The sequence below is a fragment of the Delftia sp. 60 genome (assembly GCF_002754395.1).
Classification (GTDB): Bacteria; Pseudomonadota; Gammaproteobacteria; order Burkholderiales; family Burkholderiaceae_C; genus Comamonas; species Comamonas acidovorans.
The window spans coordinates 1,237,119-1,255,354 of the sequence record NZ_PEFD01000001.1 but is presented as its reverse complement, the minus strand read 5'-3'; the positions used below and the strand labels follow the sequence as shown (position 1 = coordinate 1,255,354).

16 protein-coding genes are annotated in these 18,236 nt (G+C 70.0%); 10 read left to right on the top strand and 6 right to left on the bottom strand.

Annotation, left to right across the window (positions count from 1 at the left end; all coding sequences use genetic code 11):
• Position 1: 1 nt before the first annotated feature.
• A complete protein-coding gene (locus tag CLV01_RS05730) occupies positions 2-1,900 on the bottom strand; it encodes a type IV pili methyl-accepting chemotaxis transducer N-terminal domain-containing protein (protein ID WP_099735214.1) in 1,899 nt (632 codons plus the stop codon).
• Between the two features lie 161 nt (positions 1,901-2,061).
• Here CLV01_RS05730 and CLV01_RS05725 point away from each other — a divergent pair, with 161 nt between their 5' ends.
• Positions 2,062-2,937 carry a ChaN family lipoprotein gene (locus CLV01_RS05725; RefSeq protein ID WP_099734793.1) on the top strand — a complete coding sequence of 292 codons (876 nt, stop codon included), beginning with the start codon at positions 2,062-2,064 and terminating at the stop codon, positions 2,935-2,937.
• Positions 2,938-2,988: 51 nt separating this feature from the next.
• On the opposite strand, the gene CLV01_RS05720 is transcribed toward CLV01_RS05725, so the two are convergent.
• Positions 2,989-3,246: a DUF3297 family protein gene (locus CLV01_RS05720; RefSeq protein WP_013804396.1), complete on the bottom strand. Its 258-nt coding sequence runs from the start codon at positions 3,244-3,246 to the stop codon at positions 2,989-2,991.
• 121 nt (positions 3,247-3,367) lie between these two features.
• On the opposite strand from CLV01_RS05720, the gene CLV01_RS05715 reads away from it, so the two are divergent.
• Positions 3,368-4,672 (top strand): DUF445 domain-containing protein, encoded by a 1,305-nt coding sequence (locus CLV01_RS05715; RefSeq protein WP_081816128.1) that lies wholly within the window; start codon positions 3,368-3,370, stop codon positions 4,670-4,672.
• A 166-nt stretch (positions 4,673-4,838) separates the two neighbouring features.
• On the opposite strand, the gene CLV01_RS29060 is transcribed toward CLV01_RS05715, so the two are convergent.
• On the bottom strand, positions 4,839-5,006 hold the full coding sequence (locus CLV01_RS29060) for a hypothetical protein (protein WP_156517036.1): 168 nt from the start codon (positions 5,004-5,006) through the stop codon (positions 4,839-4,841).
• Here CLV01_RS29060 and CLV01_RS05710 point away from each other — a divergent pair.
• Both CLV01_RS05710 and CLV01_RS05705 read left to right on the top strand, forming a co-directional pair.
• Positions 5,005-7,032: a ligand-gated channel protein gene (locus CLV01_RS05710; RefSeq protein ID WP_013804398.1), complete on the top strand. Its 2,028-nt coding sequence runs from the start codon at positions 5,005-5,007 to the stop codon at positions 7,030-7,032. The genes CLV01_RS29060 and CLV01_RS05710 overlap by 2 nt on opposite strands.
• Before the next feature lie 182 nt (positions 7,033-7,214).
• Complete coding sequence (locus CLV01_RS05705; protein WP_257221204.1) at positions 7,215-8,057, top strand: siderophore ABC transporter substrate-binding protein; 843 nt, start codon at positions 7,215-7,217, stop codon at positions 8,055-8,057.
• On the opposite strand, the gene CLV01_RS05700 is transcribed toward CLV01_RS05705, so the two are convergent.
• Both CLV01_RS05700 and CLV01_RS05695 read right to left on the bottom strand, forming a co-directional pair.
• Positions 8,033-9,034, bottom strand: coding sequence for an arsenic resistance protein (locus tag CLV01_RS05700; RefSeq protein ID WP_099734795.1), 1,002 nt, complete (start codon positions 9,032-9,034; stop codon positions 8,033-8,035). The genes CLV01_RS05705 and CLV01_RS05700 overlap by 25 nt on opposite strands.
• Before the next feature lie 114 nt (positions 9,035-9,148).
• Complete coding sequence (locus tag CLV01_RS05695) at positions 9,149-10,831, bottom strand: sigma-54 interaction domain-containing protein (protein WP_099734796.1); 1,683 nt, start codon at positions 10,829-10,831, stop codon at positions 9,149-9,151.
• A gap of 222 nt (positions 10,832-11,053) precedes the next feature.
• Between CLV01_RS05695 and CLV01_RS05690 the strand changes: the two genes are divergently transcribed.
• From CLV01_RS05690 to CLV01_RS05665, 6 genes are read left to right on the top strand one after another with little or no spacing between them, the layout of a single operon-like run.
• Positions 11,054-12,601 carry an acyl-CoA carboxylase subunit beta gene (locus CLV01_RS05690; protein ID WP_046241328.1) on the top strand — a complete coding sequence of 516 codons (1,548 nt, stop codon included), beginning with the start codon at positions 11,054-11,056 and terminating at the stop codon, positions 12,599-12,601.
• 28 nt (positions 12,602-12,629) lie between these two features.
• Positions 12,630-13,649, top strand: a complete 1,020-nt coding sequence (locus CLV01_RS05685; protein WP_099734797.1) for a tripartite tricarboxylate transporter substrate binding protein — start codon at positions 12,630-12,632, stop codon at positions 13,647-13,649.
• A gap of 10 nt (positions 13,650-13,659) precedes the next feature.
• A complete protein-coding gene (locus CLV01_RS05680) occupies positions 13,660-15,768 on the top strand; it encodes an acetate--CoA ligase family protein (protein ID WP_099734798.1) in 2,109 nt (702 codons plus the stop codon).
• A complete protein-coding gene (locus CLV01_RS05675; protein ID WP_099734799.1) occupies positions 15,765-17,126 on the top strand; it encodes an acetyl-CoA carboxylase biotin carboxylase subunit in 1,362 nt (453 codons plus the stop codon). Before CLV01_RS05680 ends, CLV01_RS05675 begins: the two co-directional genes overlap by 4 nt.
• An 11-nt stretch (positions 17,127-17,137) precedes the next feature.
• Positions 17,138-17,362: an acetyl-CoA carboxylase biotin carboxyl carrier protein subunit gene (locus CLV01_RS05670; RefSeq protein ID WP_012203026.1), complete on the top strand. Its 225-nt coding sequence runs from the start codon at positions 17,138-17,140 to the stop codon at positions 17,360-17,362.
• The gene (locus tag CLV01_RS05665; RefSeq protein ID WP_013804406.1) at positions 17,359-17,796 is read left to right on the top strand and encodes a PaaI family thioesterase; all 438 of its coding nucleotides are present in this window, start codon (positions 17,359-17,361) and stop codon (positions 17,794-17,796) included. The genes CLV01_RS05670 and CLV01_RS05665 overlap by 4 nt, the downstream gene beginning before the upstream one ends.
• A 7-nt stretch (positions 17,797-17,803) precedes the next feature.
• Here CLV01_RS05665 and CLV01_RS05660 read toward each other — a convergent pair whose 3' ends face one another.
• Positions 17,804-18,232 carry a hypothetical protein gene (locus tag CLV01_RS05660; RefSeq protein WP_013804407.1) on the bottom strand — a complete coding sequence of 143 codons (429 nt, stop codon included), beginning with the start codon at positions 18,230-18,232 and terminating at the stop codon, positions 17,804-17,806.
• Positions 18,233-18,236: the final 4 nt, after the last annotated feature.

The window sequence follows — 18,236 nt, the reverse complement described above, 5'->3', positions numbered from 1 at the left end:
GTCACGCGTTCGAGGGGAGGGCCTGCGCTGGCGCGCCGGCCGAGGCCGACGGCGGCAGCTCGATCAGCACGCGCGTGCCCTCGCCGGGGCGCGAATGGACATGGACCAGCGCCTGGGCCAGCAGGGCGCGCTCGCGCATGATGCCCAGGCCCACATGCAGCGAGTCCGGCGCAACGGCGGCGGGGACGAAGCCGCAGCCGTCGTCGCAGACTTCGAAGCGCCAGGGGTGGCGCCCCACGCGCAGCTCCACATGCCTGGCACCCGCGTGCTTGCGCACGTTGGACAGCGCCTCCTGCACCATGTGCAGCACCTGGATCTGCACGTCGGGCGCCAGCGGCAGGCCCTGGCCCGTCATGCTCAGCGAGGTGGCAATGCCCGTCTGGTGCTCGAACTTGGACAGTGTGGCGCGCAGCGCGGCCTCGATGTCCTCGGCGCTGGTGCGCGTGCGGAAATGCACCAGCAGCTCGCGCACGTCGGCATAGCATTCGCGCACGCCCACTTCCAGCTCGCCCAGGCTGCGGTCGCGCGCCTCGTCGCGGCCCTTGGCCACGGCGTCGCGCAGCAGCTGGGTCTGTATCTTGAGAAAGGCCAGCGACTGGGCAATGGAGTCATGCAGCTCGCGTGCGATCAGGCCGCGCTCCTCGGCCACGGCGGCCTCGCGCTCCAGCGCCGTGGCGCGCAGGCTTTCCATGGCGCTGGCCAGGTGGCGCGCCATGGCGGACAGCAGGTCGCGCATGTCGTCCGTGAGCACCACGGTGGAGCGAAAGAACAGGTTGACCTCGCCCAGCAGGCGCTGCTGCAGTTGCACGGGGATGCTGACCACGGTCTCGAAGCCGGCCTCGCGGCAGTGCGGCAGCTGCAGGTCGCTGGACGGCGTGATGGGGATCACGCGCAGCCGCGCCTGCTCGCGCGGCTGGCCGCACAGGCAGGCGCCCGTGTGCAGGCAGTGCTCCTGCACCGACATGGACTGGGGCAGGCCGTCGCCGGCCAGCAGCACGTAGCGCTCGTTGGCCTCGTCGGACCAGCGCACCGTGGCCGCATCGGCCTGGGCCGCCAGGCGGACCTGGCGCACAAAGCCTTCGGCCAGGGACTGCAGGCTGGCGGCCTCCGACGCCTGCACGCTGACCGCGTACAGCGCCTGCAGCTGCTGGTGCTGCACGTTGAGGCTGGCGGTCTTCTCGCGCACCTTGTCCTCCAGCTCGGCGTGAGAGCTTTGCAGCGACTGGGCCATGAGGTTGAAGCCGGCCGCCAGCTGGCCGAACTCGTCGTCCACCTCCACGCTCATGCGCGTGTCCAGGTGTCCGCGGCGCATGCGCTCCAGCGCCGAGCGCAGCTGGCCCACGGGATGCAGCACCAGCCAGTAGCTGGTGGCCATGAAGCTCACGGCCGCGATGATGGCCAGCGCCATCAGACACATCTGAAACAGGTGCAGGATGGCCGTCCAGCGCGAGAGCCGGTCCTCGATGGCCTCGACAAAGCCGTCCACCTCGCGCACGAAGGCGTCGGCGCTGCCCATGATGGCCTGCGCATCGACATGGTCCTCGGCCTGCCACTGCGTGCGCAGCGCACTCCAGTCGCCGCGTATGCGCTCGTAGCGCGCGCTGACCGCATCGCTCCAGGGCACGAACAGCGGCCGCGACATGTCGCCGCTGCGCAGCAGGTCCAGGCTGGCGTCGAACTGCCGTGCGCGCTCCTGCCACTGCGCAGGCGCCTCGTTCTGGCGCGCCATGGCCATGCGCACCATGCTCATGCGCAGCCGCCCGGCCTCGTTCACCGCCGCCGCACCGCCTTCCAGTTGCCAGGCCACCCACAGCGTGAAACCGATGGAGGCCACGGCCGCGAGCAGGCAGGCTGCGCCCATGAGCAGCAGCTTGGTCGAAAGCGAGGGCTTGCCATGCATGGCTGCACTGTAGCCACGGCACATTTGCGCGTCTTGACCTGAATCAAGCGCCGCCCGTTTGCGCCGTGCTCCCGCCCCGATTCCTAGGATCCTTTCAACTGCCCCCAACGCCCACAGGGCCTATGGCGTCCCCGGGCGAGGCCAGTGTTTAGCATGGGGCCATGCAAGTCCGCTCCATCCCCCGCCCCTTCATCCGCACCCCGCGCCTTGCCGGCCTGGCTGCGGCCGCATTGCTGGCGGCAGCCCTTGCCGGCTGCGCCAGCTCCTCCGCCCCGGCGCGGGACTGGACGCAGCAGCTGCAGCGCTGGTCCGACGCGCCCATCGTGCTGCTGGGCGAGCAGCACGATGCGGTCGCCCACCAGTCCTGGCAGCAGGCCACGGTGGAGCAGTTGGCAAAACAGGAGCGCCTGGCCGCGCTGGTGATCGAGATGGCGCCGCGCACGGGCTCCACGGCCAGCCTGGCACGCGATGCCTCCGAGGACGCGGTGCAGCAGACCCTGCGATGGCAGGACGCGGCCTGGCCCTGGCCGCGCTACCGCGGCGTGGTCATGGCCGCCGTGCGCGCGGGCGTGCCGGTGCTGGGGGGCAACCTGCCGCGCGCCGACATGAAGCAGGCCATGCGCAACGAGAACCTGGACACCCACCTGCCGCCCGAGGGCTGGCAGCGCCAGCTCGACGCCATCCGCGAAGGCCACTGCGGCCTGCTGCCCGACACCCAGCTGGCGCCCATGGCCCGCATCCAACTGGCCCGCGATGCCAGCATGGCCGAGGTGGCCAGGGCCGCAGTCAAGCCCGGCAAGACCGTGCTGCTGGTGGCCGGACGCGGCCACGTGCTGCGCGGCGTGGGCATTCCCACCTGGCTGCCCGAGGCCGCAGGCGCCAAGGTGGCCGTGGCGCAGGCGGGGGAGACATCGGTGGCGCAGGCCTCGGATGTGGATTGGCTGCAGAAGACGGATGCCCTGCCCGCCAAGGACCACTGCGCCGAGCTGCGGGAGAAGTTCAGGAATCCGCCGGCGCCGCGGGCCGATGCGGGCTGAAGCCCGCTGATTCCTGAAGAGGTTGCGGCCGGCCTTGCGACCGGCCGGAAATCAGCGGTAGAACGCCTCCACGGCGCCCTTGAGCTTGATCAGCAGGGGCTTTCCCTTGCGGTCCACCGTCTTGCCGGCCGGCACCTTGATCCATCCCTCGCTCACGCAGTATTCCTCCACATCGAAGCGCTCGTTGCCGTTGAAGCGGATGCCGATGTCGTGCTCGAACACGGCGGCCACATGGTGCGGGCTGCGCGGGTCGATGGACAGGTGGTCGGGCAGCGCGGGGCGATCGGCGGGTGCGTTGGCGTCGGTCATGGTCTTGTTCTCGCAAGAGGGTTCTGAAGAAAGCCGGTATTGTCCGCGCAATTCGCAGGCAGGCGCTGGCTGACAGGCTTTGGCGGCAGGCATCGTCATGCGGATGGCGGACGGGCGTCGTATGCTGCGCTCCATGCTGTCGCCAGAGCAACGTCAAACACTGAAGTCGGCCAAGCGCCTGCCGCTGGCGCTGCTGCTGTTCGTGGCGCTGGGCTTCGTGGCCTCGTCCGTGGCGGCGGGGCACTGGCAGCAGGTGCCGCTGTGGCTGGCCTGCATCAAGGCCGTGACCGAGGCCTCGCTGGTCGGCGCGCTGGCCGACTGGTTTGCGGTGTCGGCGCTGTTCCGGCGCATTCCGCTGCCCCTGGTCGGGCGCCATACGGCCATCATCCCGCGCAACAAGGACCGCATCGGCGAGAACCTGGCGAATTTCGTGCGCGACAAGTTCCTGGACGGCCCTTCGCTGGTGGCGCTGATCGAGCGCCATGATCCTGCGCGCGTGCTGGCCGGCTGGCTGACCACGCCGGCCAACAGCACCCTGCTGGGGCGGCAGGTGGCGCGGCTGGCGCTGGCGGCGCTGGAGATGGTGCAGGACCGGCAGGTGGAGCGCTTTCTGACACAGGCATTCAAGGCCTTGCTGGCCCAGGTGGATCTGCCCCGCGCGGCGGCGGATCTGTTGTCGGGCCTGACCAAGGACGGCCGCCACCAGGCCGTGCTGGACGATGTGCTGGCCCGCGTCAGCGGCGTGCTGCGCGAGGCCGAGACCCATGTGCTGATCGCCCAGACCATCGTGCTGTGGCTCAAGCGCGAGCATCCGCTCAAGGAAAAGATGCTGCCCACGGACTGGCTCAGCGACAAGGGCGCCAGCGCCATTGCGGGCGCGCTCGACAGCCTGTTGCAGGACATTGCCAGCAACCCCGAGCACCACATGCGCAAGGCCTTCGACGCCTCCGTGGACCGGCTGGTCACGCGGCTGCAGTCCGACCCCGCCATGTCCGAGCGCGCCGAGCGGCTGCGCCACTACCTGCTGCACGACGAAAAGCTGGCCGGCTACCTGCGGGCGCTGTGGCTGGGCCTGCGCGCCAAGCTGCAGGCGGACCTGGCCAACGAGCATTCGCAGGTGGCGCGCAAGACCGCCGCCATGGGCCGCTGGCTGGGCCAGTCGCTGGCGCACGACGAGGCGCTGCGCAGCTCCATGAACGAGCGCCTCAAGCGCTGGGCCCAGGCGCTGGCGCCCGATGTCTCGCAGTTCCTGGCCCAGCACATCGCCGATACCGTGCGGCGCTGGGATGCGCGCGAGCTGTCCGAGCTGATCGAGCTGCACATCGGCAAGGACCTGCAGTACATCCGCATCAACGGCACCGTGGTCGGCGGTGCCGTGGGGCTGGTGCTGTTCCTGGTCTCCAATGCGGGGCGGCTGTGGTCCTGATCTTCGTATCAGGATGTTGCCTGCGGGCCACATCGGGCCAACTTTACAAAGCCGCCGTGCTCGCCGGAACGCCGTGAATCGTGCCGGGCGCTGCACGCGCCCGGGCACTGGCGGCCCTGCATGTCATTGATGAACAAGGCAACATTCAGCATCCTGAATGAATTGCTCACAGATCGGCCCGCTTGTAAAGAAAAACAGCAGCTGCGCTGCCGTCGGCCAGGCCGTTGTCGACGGGAAAATAAAATAAGAACGATTCGCACTCATCAAAAACAACAGAGCGGATGCGCACCCCGGTCGTTCGACCGTCCGTGATTCTTCTTGCGAGCTTTCCCATGCACAACTGCACAGCCCCCGCGGCGGGCCGTGGCTTTGCCCTGTCCGCCCTTTGCACCTCCCTGCGTGCTTCGTTTCCCTCCACCGTCGTTCCCCTGCGCCGCACCGCGCTGGGCGCCTGCCTGGGCCTGCTGGCCTCGGGCAGCGCGCTGGCCCAGGCAGCAGGCGGGGCCACGCTGGAAACCCTGGTCGTGACGGCCAGCGGCTTCGAGCAGGAGATCAGCCAGGCGCCGGCCTCGATCTCGGTGATCACGCGCCAGGAACTGGAGCAGGGCGCCTACCGCAACCTGCACGATGCCCTGCGCGATGTGCCTGGCGTGATCCTCACGCCCTCGGACAACAACTCCAACGACATCTCGTTGCGCGGCATGGGCGCCAACTACACCCTGATCCTGGTGGACGGCAAGCGCATGAGCACGCGCGAGACCCAGACCAACGGCAGCACGGGCACGGACCAGAGCTGGATTCCGCCGCTGGAGGCCATCGAGCGCATCGAGGTGGTGCGCGGCCCCATGTCCTCGCTGTACGGCTCGGACGCCATGGGCGGCGTGATCAACGTCATCACGCGCAAGGTGGCGAAGAACTGGCATGGCTCGGTGCGTGCCGACGCCACGCTGCAGGAGCGCTCCACCTCGGGCGATGCCTACCAGACCAACTTCTACCTGTCAGGCCCGATCAAGACCGACCTGCTGGGCCTGAGCCTGTACGGTAACTACGGCAAGCGCGACCAGGACCGCATCTACCAGGGCTACAACAAGAGCGACAACCGTTCGCTGAACCTGCGCCTGGCGCTGACCCCCAGCAAGGACCACGACCTGATCGCCGAGATCGGCACTTCGCGCCAGCACTTCGTTTCGTCGCCTGGCATGACCCTGCTGCCCACCGATGCGCCCAGCGACCGCAAGTTCGAGCGCGAGAACTACTCGCTGCAGCACAAGGGCCGCTGGGGCTGGGCTTCCTCCGACACCTATCTGCAGCGCGAGGAAACGCGCAACCTGTCGCGCGACATGACCATCAGGAACACGGTGTTCAACAGCAGCTGGGTAGCGCCGCTGGGCCGCCAGCACCTGCTGACCACGGGCGTGTACTACAACCAGCAGGACCTGCGCGACACGACGACCAATACGCTGCCGGGCTCGGCGCGCACCACGGCCGATCGCACGCAGTACGCCTGGTTCGCCGAGGACGAGTGGCGCCTGCGCGAGAACTTCGCCCTGACCGGCGGCCTGCGCTACGACCACGACAGCAAGGGCGGGTCGCAATGGAGCCCGCGCCTGTATGGCGTGTGGAACCTCGACGCGCAATGGACCGTCAAGGGCGGCGTGTCCACCGGCTTTCGCGCGCCCTCGTTGCGCCAGACCCTGGGCGACTGGGGCCAGTCCAGCCGCGGCGGCAACATCTACGGCAACCCCGACCTGAAGCCCGAAACCTCGCTGAGCAAGGAACTGGGCGTGCTCTACAACAACGGCGCCGGCCTGTCGGCAGGCCTGACGGTGTTCGACAACGAGTTCAACGACAAGATCACGCGCATCGCCTGTCCCGAGTGCGGGCCGGCCAATTCCTCGGGCAACACGCCCACCACCAACGTCAATATCGACAAGGCCATCACGCGCGGCATCGAAGCCACGTTCAAGGCCCCGCTGGCGCGCACGCTGGACCTGAGCAGCAGCTACACCTTCACCAAGTCCGAGCAAAAGAGCGGCGAGTTCGCGGGGCAGCCGCTGAGCCAGCTGCCGCGCCACATGCTCAACCTGGCGCTGAACTGGAAGCCTTCGCAGCAATGGGCGGGCTGGGCCAAGCTGTCCTACCGGGGCAAGGAAAGCCAGCCCACGGGCGGCCGTTCGGCGCGCACCTGGGTGGCTGGCAGCTATGCCATGTTCGACATGGGCGGCTCCTACAACTACAGCAAGGACGTGACCTTCTACGCAGGCATCTACAACCTGTTCGACAAGGACGTGTACTACGAGGACTACGCCACGGTGCAGGACGGCCGGCGCTACTGGATCGGCATGAACGTGAAGTTCTAGGCATCCCGGCCGCAAGGGCGGCCGCTGCCCGTGGCCTCCGGAGGCCGGAACTCCATTCATTTTTTCCTGGGATTCTTTGCCATGACCTTCGATATCACGCGCCGCGCGGCGGCGCTGGCCTTGCCGGCCTTGTTCCTGGGGACTGCGGTGGCGGCCCCGCTGTCCGTGCGGCATGCCGGGGAGTGGCCAGCCTGCCCGGCGCACCCCGGCGCGCGGTGGTTTATGACCTGGGGGCGCTGGATGCACTGCATGCGCTGGGCGTGCCCGCGTCGGCGGTCGCAGGCGTGCCCCGGGCGCAGCTGCCCCGGTATCTGGACAGCTTCGCGCAGCGGCCTGCGGCGGGCGGGCTGTTCGAGCCCGACTACGAGGCGCTGAGCCGCCTGGCGCCCGACCTGATCGTCGTGGGCGGGCGCTCGGCCGGCAAGGCCGAGGTGCTGGGACGCATCGCGCCCACGCTGGACCTGAGCGTCAGCGGCAAGCACATGCTGGCCGATATCGAACGCAACATCGCCACGCTGGCGCTGCTGTTCGGCCGCCAGGCGCAGGGCCGTGCGCTGGTGCAGCGCATCCAGGCCGAGCTGCAGGGCCTGCGTGTCCAGGCCTCGCAGGCGGCGCCGGGCCTGCTGCTGATGGCCGTGAACGACAAGCTCCTGCCGCAGGCGCCGGGATCGCGCTTCGGCTTTCTGTTCGATGTGTTCGGCGCGCGCTCGGCGCTATCGGCTGCGCAACTGCCAGCCCGCGGCACCGCCTACGGCTTCGATGATGTGGCGCGGCTGGACCCCGAGTGGATCTACGTCATCGACCGCAACACGGCCACGGGCCAAGCGGCAGGCGGCGGCGAGATCATGGCTTCGCGCAAGGTGTTCGACAACGCGCAGATCCACGCCACGGCGGCCGGCCGCAAGGGGCAGGTCGTCTTCCTCGATCCCAAGGGCTGGTACCTGATGGGCAGCGCCGGACCGACGGCGCTGCTGGACAACATGGCGCAGCTGCGCCAGGCCTATGGCGCGGCGTCATCGCGTTGACCGCGGGCCAGGGCCGGCGCCCGGTCCCAGCCCCACAGCGCAATCACGCGCACATAGGCCAGCTCGGCCAGCAGCTCCACCAGCGTCTGCGTGACGATGACGGCCGGCAGCACGGGAATGGCGCCAGGCACGGCCAGGGCCAGCGGCAGCACGACCAGCGAATTGCGCGTGCCCGCGCTGAACGCGACGGCCCGGCCTGCGGGCGCAGGCAGTCGGAAGACACGCGCCACCAGCCAGCCCAGTGCGGGCGCCGCCACCGCGAAGGCCGCATAGACGGGCACCACGCTCCAGGCCGCGTGCGTGGCCGGGCCCAGCTGGGGCAGCACGGAGGCGATCACCACGAACAGCACCAGCGCAGTGGCCGGCACGGGCAGCAGGCCCAGCCATGCCGAGACGCTGGCGCAGCGCCGGCTGCGGGCCGCCCACAGCTGCGTGGCAGCGGCCAGGGCCAGCGGCACGGCGATCAGCCACACGAACGCATGCAGGAAAGGCCCCGCCTGCACCAGCCGCGCCGCATCGTCTCCCAGGAACAGGCCCAGGTAGCCGGGCAGGGCCAGCATCTGCGCGATCAGCAGGGCCGGCGTGGCCGCCAGCAGCAGGCGCGCATCGGCGCGTCCCAGGTGGGAGAAGGTGACCACGTAGTCGATGCAGGGCGACAGCAGCACCAGCAGCGCGCCCAGGCGCAGCAGGGGGTCGGCGGGCAGGAACTGCAGCAGGGCCCAGACCAGCAGCGGCACCATGATGAAGTTGGCCACCATCAGCGCGTTCAGGAAGCGCACCTGGCCAAAGGCGCGCCGCAGCTCGGCCACGGGCACCTGCAAGAAGGTCACGTACAGCATCAGCGCCAGCGCGGGGTTGATGGCACGCTCCAGCACGCCCGTGCCGGGCAGCGCCCAGGCGGCGGCCGCGGCCAGGGCCACGGCGGCGAAGTAGATGGGGATCTGGCGCTGTTCGAGCGCGTCTCGGGTGTCTTGCATTCGGGGCGCCGGGTGCGGCAGAGGCGGCAGGGACGGCAGGGGGTACGGGGTGCCTAGTATGGCAACGGTGCGGCCAGCCGCTGTCTCGAATTCCCTGCCTTCGGCACGACAGGCTCAGCCGGGCGATGCCGCGCCCAGCACCTTGTAGAGGTAGGAGCGCGAGATGCCCAGCTCCTGCGCGGCCAGCTTCTTGTTGCCGCCGCAGCGTGCGATGGCGTCGAGGATGGCATTGCGCTCCTGGTCCTTGAGCGGGGCCACGGCGCCGGTGGAGGGCATGTCTGCCTCGGCAACGGGCAAAGTTCGTGCGCCGGCCAGCGGGTCCTCGTGGCGCGCGAAGTTGTCCACACCCAGCAGGTGGCCGTCGCAGAACACCAGGGCCTCTTCCACGCGCTGGCGCAGCTGGCGCACATTGCCGGGCCAGGCCTGGCGGGCCAGGTAGGGCATGACACCGGGCGCGATGCGGGGCAGCGCAATGCCGTTGCGCTCGCAGAACGACTGGGCAAAGCGCTGCACCAGGGCCGGGATGTCCTCCAGGCGCTGGCGCAGGGCGGGCACATGCAGCACCACGCCGCTGAGGCGGTAGAACAGGTCCAGCCGGAAGCGCCCGCTGTCGATGAGGCCGCGCAGGTCGCGGTGCGTGGCGGCCACGATGCGGAAGTTCACCTGCCGGCCGCTGTGCGCGCCCAGGCGCTGCACTTGGCGGTCCTCCAGCACGCGCAGCAGCTTGACCTGGATTTCCATGGGAATGTCGGCCACTTCGTCGAGGAAGAGCGTGCCGCCCTCGGCCTGCTCCAGCTTGCCGGGCTGGCCCTGCCTGCGCCCGCCCGTGAAGGCGCCGGCCTCGTAGCCGAACAGCTCGGACTCGATCAGCGTGGCCGGCAGGGCCGCGAGGTTGAGGCTGACCAGGGGCGCGTCGGCATCGCGCCCGCGCGCATGCAGGGCCTGGGCCACCAGCTCCTTGCCGCTGCCGCTCTCGCCCAGGATGAGCACGGGCACGTCCAGCCGCGCCACGGCGTCGATCTCGCGGGCCAGCCTTTGCATGGGGGCGCTGGCGCCCACCATCTGCGCCGTGGGCGTGCCGCCGCGCAGCTGGCTCAGTTCGCGCTTGTAGTGCTGCACCTCGTCATGCAGCTGGTTCAGCCGCTGCTGCATGCGGTTGAGTGCCTCCACGCCGCTGAAGCTGACCTGGCCCACGGCACCCACCACGGCGCCGCCCTCGTAGACCGGCATGCGGTTGACGATGCGGCTCACGCCCGGCCCCAGCTGCTGCAGGTCGCCGATCTCGGCCCGGCCGCTGCGCACCACGTGGGGCAGGCGCGAGTTGGGGATCACGTCCTCGGCGCGCCGGCCTGCGGCCGTGCCGGGCGCCAGGCCGAAGAACTTCTCGTGCACGGGGCTGATGTAGCGCATCAGCCCTTCATGGTCGGCCACCGTGATCGCCTGGTACGGGTTGGTCAGGAACATGTTGAGGATGGCGAAGGCGAAGGGCACGCTGGCCACCATATCGAACAGCGCCGCCGCCTCGTCGGCCGGGCGCAGCAGGGCGACCTTGCCCTCGGCATCGGCCAGCACCACGGCCACATGGCGGGCCACCGTGCCGCGCGGGCCCGGTGTTTCCACGTGCAGCAGCTGGCCATGGCCAATGGGGTTGTGCCCGTCGCCGTGCGCGCGGGCCAGGGCCTCGGTGACGGCTGCATGCAGCAGCGGCTCCTGCGCCAGGCCCAGCCGCGCCACGGGCTCGGGCGAGTCGCGTCGCCACACGAGAACGCCGAATCGGTGGTCAGGGGAGCTGGGCATGGGCATGGCGGGCAGTGGCTGGGGTGAACGCACTCTAGCGGCGCGCAGGCCACGGGTCTGTCCCCGTGGTGTCTCCATTGAAGACAGTGCCCAACCCGTGTCTTCGAGGTTGTCCTTGATGTGGACACGCGCAGGTCGACTGTGGAAAAAATCCTTTGAATTCAACGCGCTGCGTTCTGGCACGCCTTGTGCATCTCTACAGGCACAAGGAGACACGACGACATGAGCTGGCAACCCGAAGTGGACGAGATCGCATACCGCCGCGCACTGGCGGCCAAACTGGGCGGAGAGGACAAGGTGGCGCGGCACAAGGCCGCGGGCAAGCTCACGGTGCGCGAGCGCATCGATGCCTGCACGGACGCGCAGTCCTTCGTGGAGGTGGGCTCGCTCACCGGCTCGGGCCAGTACGACAGCCTGGGCAGGCTGACGGACTTCACGCCCTCCAACCTCATCATGGGGCGCGCGCGCGTGGGCGGGCGGCCCGTGGTCGTGGTGGGCGACGATTTCACGGTGCGCGGCGGCGCCAACGACGGCGCCGTGGGCGACAAGCTGATCTTTGCCGAGAAGATGGCGCACGACCTGCGCCTGCCCATGGTGCGCCTGGTGGATGGCACGGGCGGCGGCGGCTCGGTGCGCAACATCGAGACCAAGGGCTACACCAGCGTGCCCACCATGAAGGTCTGGAGCCAGGTGGTGCAGAACCTGTCCACCGTGCCCGTGGTCTCGCTGGCCCTGGGCTCGGTGGCCGGCATGGGCGCGGCGCGCGTGGCCTCCAGCCATTACTCGGTGATGGTCAAGGAGACCGCCCAGCTGTTCAATGCCGGCCCGCCCGTGGTGGCGCGCATCGGCCAGAACGTGACCAAGAACGAGCTGGGCGGCAGCCAGGTGCACACGCGCAACGGCGTGGTCGATGACGAGGTGGCCACCGAGCAGGAGGCCTTCGAGCGCGTGCGCCGCTTCCTGTCCTACCTGCCATCGTCGGTGTACGAGCTGCCTGCGCGCACCGCGCCGCAGGACGATCCGCGGCGGCGCGACGAATGGCTGCTGTCGGCCATTCCGCGCGATGGCCGCAAGGTCTACAAGATCCGGCCCATTGTCGAATGCCTGGTCGATGAGGGCTCCTTCCTGGAGACGGGCCGCCACTGGGGCCGGGCCATCGTCACGGGGCTGGCGCGCATCGACGGCTGGCCCGTGGCCGTGGTGGCCAGCGACCCGTACTTCTACGGCGGCGGCTGGGACGGCCCCTCGGCCGAGAAGTTCACGCGCTTCGTGGACATGGCCCAGACCTTCCACCTGCCCGTGGTCAACCTGGTGGACATCGCGGGCTTCCAGATCGGCGTGGAGGCCGAGAAGGCCGGCGTCATGCGCTACGGCGTGCGCGCCCTGGCCGCCGTCTACCAGGCCACCGTGCCCTGGTGCAGCATCCTCATCCGCCGCGCCTACGGCGTGGCGGCGGCCGGCCACCAGCACATGGGCCGCTTCAACTTCCGCTATGCCTGGCCCTCGGCCAACTGGGGCTCGCTGCCCATCGAGGGCGGGCTGGAGGTGGCCTACAAGGCCGAGATCGAAGGCGCCGACGACCCCGTGCAAAAGCGCGCCGAGATCGAGCAGCGCGTGCGCAGCCTGACCTCGCCCTTCCGCACGGCCGAGGCCTTCGGCATCGACGAGGTGATCGATCCGCGCGACACGCGCGCCCTGCTCAGCGAATTCGTGGAACTGGCCGCGCCGCTGCGCGAGGCCGGAGCGCCGCAGTTCGGCCTGCGGCCCTGAACGCATAAAAACCCAAGGAGACAAAGCAATGGCAACCAGACAACCGCGCGCGCCCTCGCGCCGCACCGCCCTGGCCCTGTGCCTGGCGCCGTGCCTGACCATCTGCGCCGCGACGGCGGCCCAGGCCCAGGCCCCTCAGGAGGACAAATGGCCCACGCGCCCCGTGCGCATCGTGGTCGGCTTTCCTGCAGGCTCGTTCACCGACACCATTGCACGTGCGCTGTCCGAGCCGCTGAGCAAGTCGCTGGGCCAGCCCGTGGTGGTGGAGAACAAGCCCGGCGCCAACGGCGCCATCGGCGTGGGCGAGGTGGCGCGCGCCGCGCCCGACGGCTACACCCTGCTGGTCACCAACTCCAGCAGCATCACCATCAACCCCCAGATCTACAAGAAGATCACCTACCGCGCCAAGGACTTCGCGCCCATCACCATGGTGCTGGATGCGCCCTTCATCCTCACCGTCAACCCCGAGTGGGCGCAGAAGCACCAGATCCGCTCGGCCAAGGATTTGATCGCCTTCGCCAAGGGCCATCCCGACAAGCTCAGCTACGGCTCGGCCGGCCCCGGCAACATCGCCCACTTGGCCTATGCGGCCTGGAGCAACCGCACGGGCGTGAAGACCACGCATGTGCCCTACAAGAGCGCGTCGCAGGCCCAGATGGCCGTGCTCAGCGGCGAGCTGGACACGCAGTTCGACACCTGGAGCGCGCTGCCCCACATCGCCAGCGGCAAGCTCGTGGCGCTGGCCGTCACCGCGCCCCGGCGCATGCAGCAGCTGCCCGAGGTGCCCACCATGGCCGAGGCCGGCTATGCCGATTTCGACGTCACCTTCTGGGCCGGCCTGCTGGCGCCCGCAGGCACGCCGCCGGCCATCGTCAACCGGCTCTACGAGGCCTCCAGGGGCGTGCTGCAGGACGCACGCATCCGCGCCGTGCTCAGCAGCCAGGGCGAGCCCGTGATGATGCCGCCCGCGCCGTTCGGCCAGCGCATCGCCAAGGAGGTCTCGGATTGGGGGCAAGTGATCCAGCGCGAAGCCTTGTCTTTGGATTGATGAGGTACGCATGTCTCTGTTGCAAGCACTGAACCCCCGCTCCGTCGCCATCCTTGGCGCCTCCGACAATCCCATCAAGGCCGGTGGCCGGCCCATCGACTACCTGCGGCGCCATGGTTTCGCAGGCCGCATCCTGCCCGTCAATCCCAAGCGCGCCGAGGTCCAGGGCCTGGCTGCCTACCCCTCGCTGCGCGCGCTGCCCGAGGCGCCCGACGCCGTGGTCATCAGCCTGCCCGGCGAGGACGTGGCCGCCGCCATCGACGACTGCGTGGCCGTGGGCGCGCGCCTGGCCGTGATCTATTCCTCGGGCTTTGCGGAGCTGGGCGAGGAGGGTCGCCGGCAGCAGGCCGACCTGGTGGCGCGGGCGCGCCGGTCGCCAGGCGGCGGGCTGCGCCTGTTCGGCCCCAATTGCCAGGGCGTGGCCAACTTCGCCACGGGCGCCATCCTCAACTTCTCGACCATGATCAACGAGAACGCGCCGGCCGACGGCCCCGTGGCCATCGTCAGCCAGAGCGGCGCGGGCGCGGCCATTCTCTACGGCGGCCTGCGCCGCGCGGGCATCGGCGTGCGCTACATGCTGTCCACGGGCAACGAGGCCGATGTCTGCGCAGCCGAGGCCGTGCGCGCCGTGGTCGAGGACGAAGGCATCCGCCTGGTCGTGCTCTACATCGAGACGCTCAGGCAAAGCGCCTGGCTGGCCGAGGCCGCGCGCCTGGCCCATGCGCGCGGCGTCACCATCCTGGCCGTGAAGGCCGGCCGCACGCGCGCAGGCCAGGCCACGGCCAGCTCGCACACGGGCGCGCTGGCGGCCGAGGACGCGCTGGCCGATGCCTTCCTGCGCCAGCACGGCATACCGCGCCTGGCCGACTTCCGCGAGCTGATCGACTACGCGCCGCTGTTCCTGTCCCAGCCCGCGCCGCGCGGTCGCCGCGTGGTCAGCATCAGCAATTCGGGCGCCACCTGCGTGCTGTCGGCCGACGCGGCCGAGGAATACGGACTGGCCCTGGAGCCGTTCGATGCCGCCACGCTGGACGGCCTGTCCCAGGCCCTGCCGTCCTATGTCACGGCGCGCAACCCCATCGACATGACCACGGCCCTTCTGGGCAGGCCGCAGACCTTTGGCGACACGCTGCGGGCCTTGTCGGGCAGCGGTGCGGCGGACCTCGTTCACGTGGGCTTCCCTATCGGTGGCGAGGGCTATGACTTCGCCGACTTCGCGGGCCAGGCCAGCCGCTTTGCGCGCGATACCGGCGTGCCCATTGCGGTCAGCGTCAACCAGGACTGGGTGGCCCAGGCCTTCCAGGACCAGGGCGTGCCCACCTTCTGGAGCGAACGCGCCGCCATGCGCGGCCTGGCGCTGCTGGCCGAGCAGGCCGGTGGCAGGCAGGCACAGGTGCCGTCTGCCGAGGCATCGGTGCCGGTGGCGGCCTCCCGCTCCCTCACGCTGGACGAGCCCTCCAGCCTGTCCGAACTAGCCCGCGCCGGCCTGCCGGTGATGCGCCATCTGGTCTGCAGTAGCGAGGACGAGGTGCGCGCCGCCATCGAGTCCCTGCCACGGCCCCTGGTGGCCAAGGGCGTGTCCGCCGATCTCTCGCACAAGTCCGAGCATGGCCTGGTGCGGCTGAACATCCGCGAGGCGGAGCAGGCGCTGCAGGCCTTTGGCGACTTCGCCGCCACGCTGGCCCGCCTGGACGCGGCCGATGGCGGCCTGCTGCTGGGCGCCCAGCACAGGGCCGACTTCGAGCTGGCGCTGGGTGCCCATGTGGATGCCGAATTCGGCGTGGTGGTCATGGTCGGCCAGGGCGGCGTGCTGGTGGAGGCGCTCAGGGACGTGCAGTTCCTCGTGGCTCCCTTCAGTGCGCGGCAGGCGCAGGATGCCCTTGCGCGCCTGTCCATCGCCCCGGCCTTTGCGGCCGTGCGCGGCATGCCGGCCGTGGAGCTGGACGCCGTGGCCGCCATGATGGTGCGGCTGGGCGACTGGATGCTGGCCCAGGGCGGGCGCGTGCAGTCGGTCGATGCCAATCCCGTGCTCGTGGCGCGTGGCGCGCAGGCGCCGGTCATCGTTGATGCGGTGGTGGCCGTGGCCGCTGCGCCAGCTGCGACCTCGGAGGCGGCATGAGCGGCGCCCCGCACCCCATCCGCCGCGTGCTGGTCGCCAACCGGGGCGCCGTGGCCGCACGCGTGATCCGCACGCTGCGGCGCATGGGCCTTGAATCCGTGGCCGTGTACTCCGAGGCCGATGCCGGCCTGCCCTATGTCCAGGCGGCCGACCAGGCCGTGTGCATAGGCCCTGCGCCCGCCGCGCAAAGCTATCTGGACCAGGCGCGGCTGCTGCAGGTGGCGCGCGAGACGGGGGCCGATGCCGTGCACCCGGGCTACGGCTTTCTCTCCGAGAACGCGGAGTTCGCCGAGGCCGTGCAGCGCCTGGGCCTGTGCTTCATCGGCCCCTCGCCGCACTGGATACGCACGCTGGGCCACAAGACCCAGGCGCGGGCCTTCATGGCCGCCCAGGGCATGCCGCAGGCGGCCAGCTCGGCCGTGCTGCACAGCGTGCAGGAGGCGCAGGCGGAGGCGGCGCGCATCGGCTTTCCCGTGCTGGTCAAGCCCGCAGGCGGGGGCGGCGGCATCGGCATGCTGCCCGCGCACGATGCACCGCAGCTGGAGGCCGCCTGGTCCAAGGCCAGCGGCATTGCCGCCAAGTACTTCGGCACGGCCGAGCTGTACCTGGAAAAGCTGATCGAGGCGCCGCGCCACATCGAGTTCCAGGTGCTGGCCGACCGCCATGGCGAAGTGCGCGTGCTGTTCGAGCGCGACTGCTCGGTGCAGCGCCGCCACCAGAAGGTGGTGGAGGAGGCCCGCCCCGCAGGCATTCCCGCGCAGGCCCTGGCCGACATGCGGCAACTGCTGGCCGGCCTGCTGGCGCGCACGGGCTATGACGTGATCGGCACCGTGGAGATGCTCTACACGCCGCAGCACGGCTTTGTCTTTCTGGAGATGAACACGCGGCTGCAGGTCGAGCATGCGGTGACCGAGGAGATCACGGGCATCGACATCGTCGAGGCCCAGATCCGCCTGGCCGCCGGCGAGCGCATGGGCGACGTGCTTCCCGCCGAGCCCGTGGCCCGCGGCCATGCCATCGAGGCGCGCATCTATGCCGAAGACCCCGTGCGCTTCCTGCCCTCGCCGGGGCGCCTGGACCGCTTCGAGATGCCCCAGGGCGAAGGCCTGCGCGTGGAGACCGGCTATGCCCAGGGCTGCAGCGTCACGCCCTTCTACGACCCCATGGTCGCCAAGCTCGTGGCCCATGGCAGCGACCGCACCCAGGCCATCGCACGGCTGCGCCAGGCACTGGCGCAGACCCGCATCGAGGGCGTGAAGACCAATATCCCCTTCATCGAACGCATCCTGGGCCACGCCGATTTCCTGGACCTGCGCATCGACACCGGCATCGCCCAGCGCGTGCTGGCCCACCTTTGAAAGCCCTACCCATGACCACCACCCCGAACATGATCACAAGCCCCATCGCCGGCCTCGTGGCCGCTGTGGAAGCCGCCGAAGGCGGCACCGTCGCCCTGGGCGACACCCTCATCATCGTGGAGTCCATGAAGATGGAAATTCCCGTGGAAAGCGAGGTGGCAGGCGTCGTGCGCCGCATGCTCGTGGCCGTGGGCGAGCCGGTGGCCGAAGGCCAGGCGATTGCGGAGATCGGATGAACGCCGTTGGAATCTCCACCGCCCCGGACCTGGAGGCCGCCGCGCTGGCGCGCGGCTACTTCGGCATCGACGTGCCCTTCATGTCCCATATCGGCCTGGAGCCCGTGAGCCTGGCGCCCGGCCTGGCGCGCACGCGGCTGCCCATGCATCCGCACCTGGCCAACAGCCGGGGGCATGGCCATGGCGGCGCGCTGATGAGCGCGCTGGACTTCACGCTGAGCGCGGCCGCGCGCTCGTCCAACCCGCTGGGGCTGGGCGTGGTGACCATCGAGATGAGCACGCATTTCCTCGCCTCGGCCACCACCGACCTGCTGATCGAGGCGCGCGTGCTGCGCGCAGGCGCGCGCACCGTGTTCTGCGAGGGCAATGTGCTGGACAGCGCGGGCCAGGCCGTGTGCACGGCGCGGGCCGTGTTCAAGCTGATCGCGCTGTAGCCTGGCTTCAGGCGCCGTCGCCTTCGGGCGCCGGCGGCAGCAGGTGCTGGCCGATCTGCTGCCAGGCCTTGGCCGCGTCATGCTGGCCGCCGAACATGTGGCAGCTGGCGGCCGTCATGGCCAGGCGGCCGTTTTCGGGTTCCAGGTCGAACGCCAGCTCGCATTGCGCGGCGGCGTTGCGCCACATCACCACGGCGTCTGGCGATTCTTCCTTTTGCAGCGCATGGGCTTCTGCCATCCAGGCCTGGGCCAGGCGAAACGCGCCCTCGGCCTGGTCGGGGTCGGCCTTGTGGGCCAGGTAGAACTGCTTGCCGGCCTGCTGCCACAGCGCCCGGGCCTGGGCGAAATCCTGGGTGGCGGCCCGCTGTGCCTGGGCCACCAGGGCATTGCCTTCGGCCAGCAGCGTTGCGTAGGAGGAGGGGGCGTCTTGCGTCATGGGG

Bases quoted from the DNA above. Each gene is read 5' to 3' on its own strand.
- CLV01_RS05730 (WP_099735214.1), bottom strand. From the start codon at position 1,900: ATGCATGGCAAGCCCTCGCTTTCGACCAAGCTGCTGCTCATGGGCGCA.
- CLV01_RS05725 (WP_099734793.1), top strand. From the start codon at position 2,062: ATGCAAGTCCGCTCCATCCCCCGCCCCTTCATCCGCACCCCGCGCCTT.
- CLV01_RS05720 (WP_013804396.1), bottom strand. From the start codon at position 3,246: ATGACCGACGCCAACGCACCCGCCGATCGCCCCGCGCTGCCCGACCAC.
- CLV01_RS05715 (WP_081816128.1), top strand. From the start codon at position 3,368: ATGCTGCGCTCCATGCTGTCGCCAGAGCAACGTCAAACACTGAAGTCG.
- CLV01_RS05710 (WP_013804398.1), top strand. From the start codon at position 5,005: ATGCACAACTGCACAGCCCCCGCGGCGGGCCGTGGCTTTGCCCTGTCC.
- CLV01_RS29060 (WP_156517036.1), bottom strand. From the start codon at position 5,006: ATGGGAAAGCTCGCAAGAAGAATCACGGACGGTCGAACGACCGGGGTG.
- CLV01_RS05700 (WP_099734795.1), bottom strand. From the start codon at position 9,034: ATGCAAGACACCCGAGACGCGCTCGAACAGCGCCAGATCCCCATCTAC.
- CLV01_RS05695 (WP_099734796.1), bottom strand. From the start codon at position 10,831: ATGCCCAGCTCCCCTGACCACCGATTCGGCGTTCTCGTGTGGCGACGC.
- CLV01_RS05690 (WP_046241328.1), top strand. From the start codon at position 11,054: ATGAGCTGGCAACCCGAAGTGGACGAGATCGCATACCGCCGCGCACTG.
- CLV01_RS05685 (WP_099734797.1), top strand. From the start codon at position 12,630: ATGGCAACCAGACAACCGCGCGCGCCCTCGCGCCGCACCGCCCTGGCC.
- CLV01_RS05680 (WP_099734798.1), top strand. From the start codon at position 13,660: ATGTCTCTGTTGCAAGCACTGAACCCCCGCTCCGTCGCCATCCTTGGC.
- CLV01_RS05675 (WP_099734799.1), top strand. From the start codon at position 15,765: ATGAGCGGCGCCCCGCACCCCATCCGCCGCGTGCTGGTCGCCAACCGG.
- CLV01_RS05670 (WP_012203026.1), top strand. From the start codon at position 17,138: ATGACCACCACCCCGAACATGATCACAAGCCCCATCGCCGGCCTCGTG.
- CLV01_RS05665 (WP_013804406.1), top strand. From the start codon at position 17,359: ATGAACGCCGTTGGAATCTCCACCGCCCCGGACCTGGAGGCCGCCGCG.
- CLV01_RS05660 (WP_013804407.1), bottom strand. From the start codon at position 18,232: ATGACGCAAGACGCCCCCTCCTCCTACGCAACGCTGCTGGCCGAAGGC.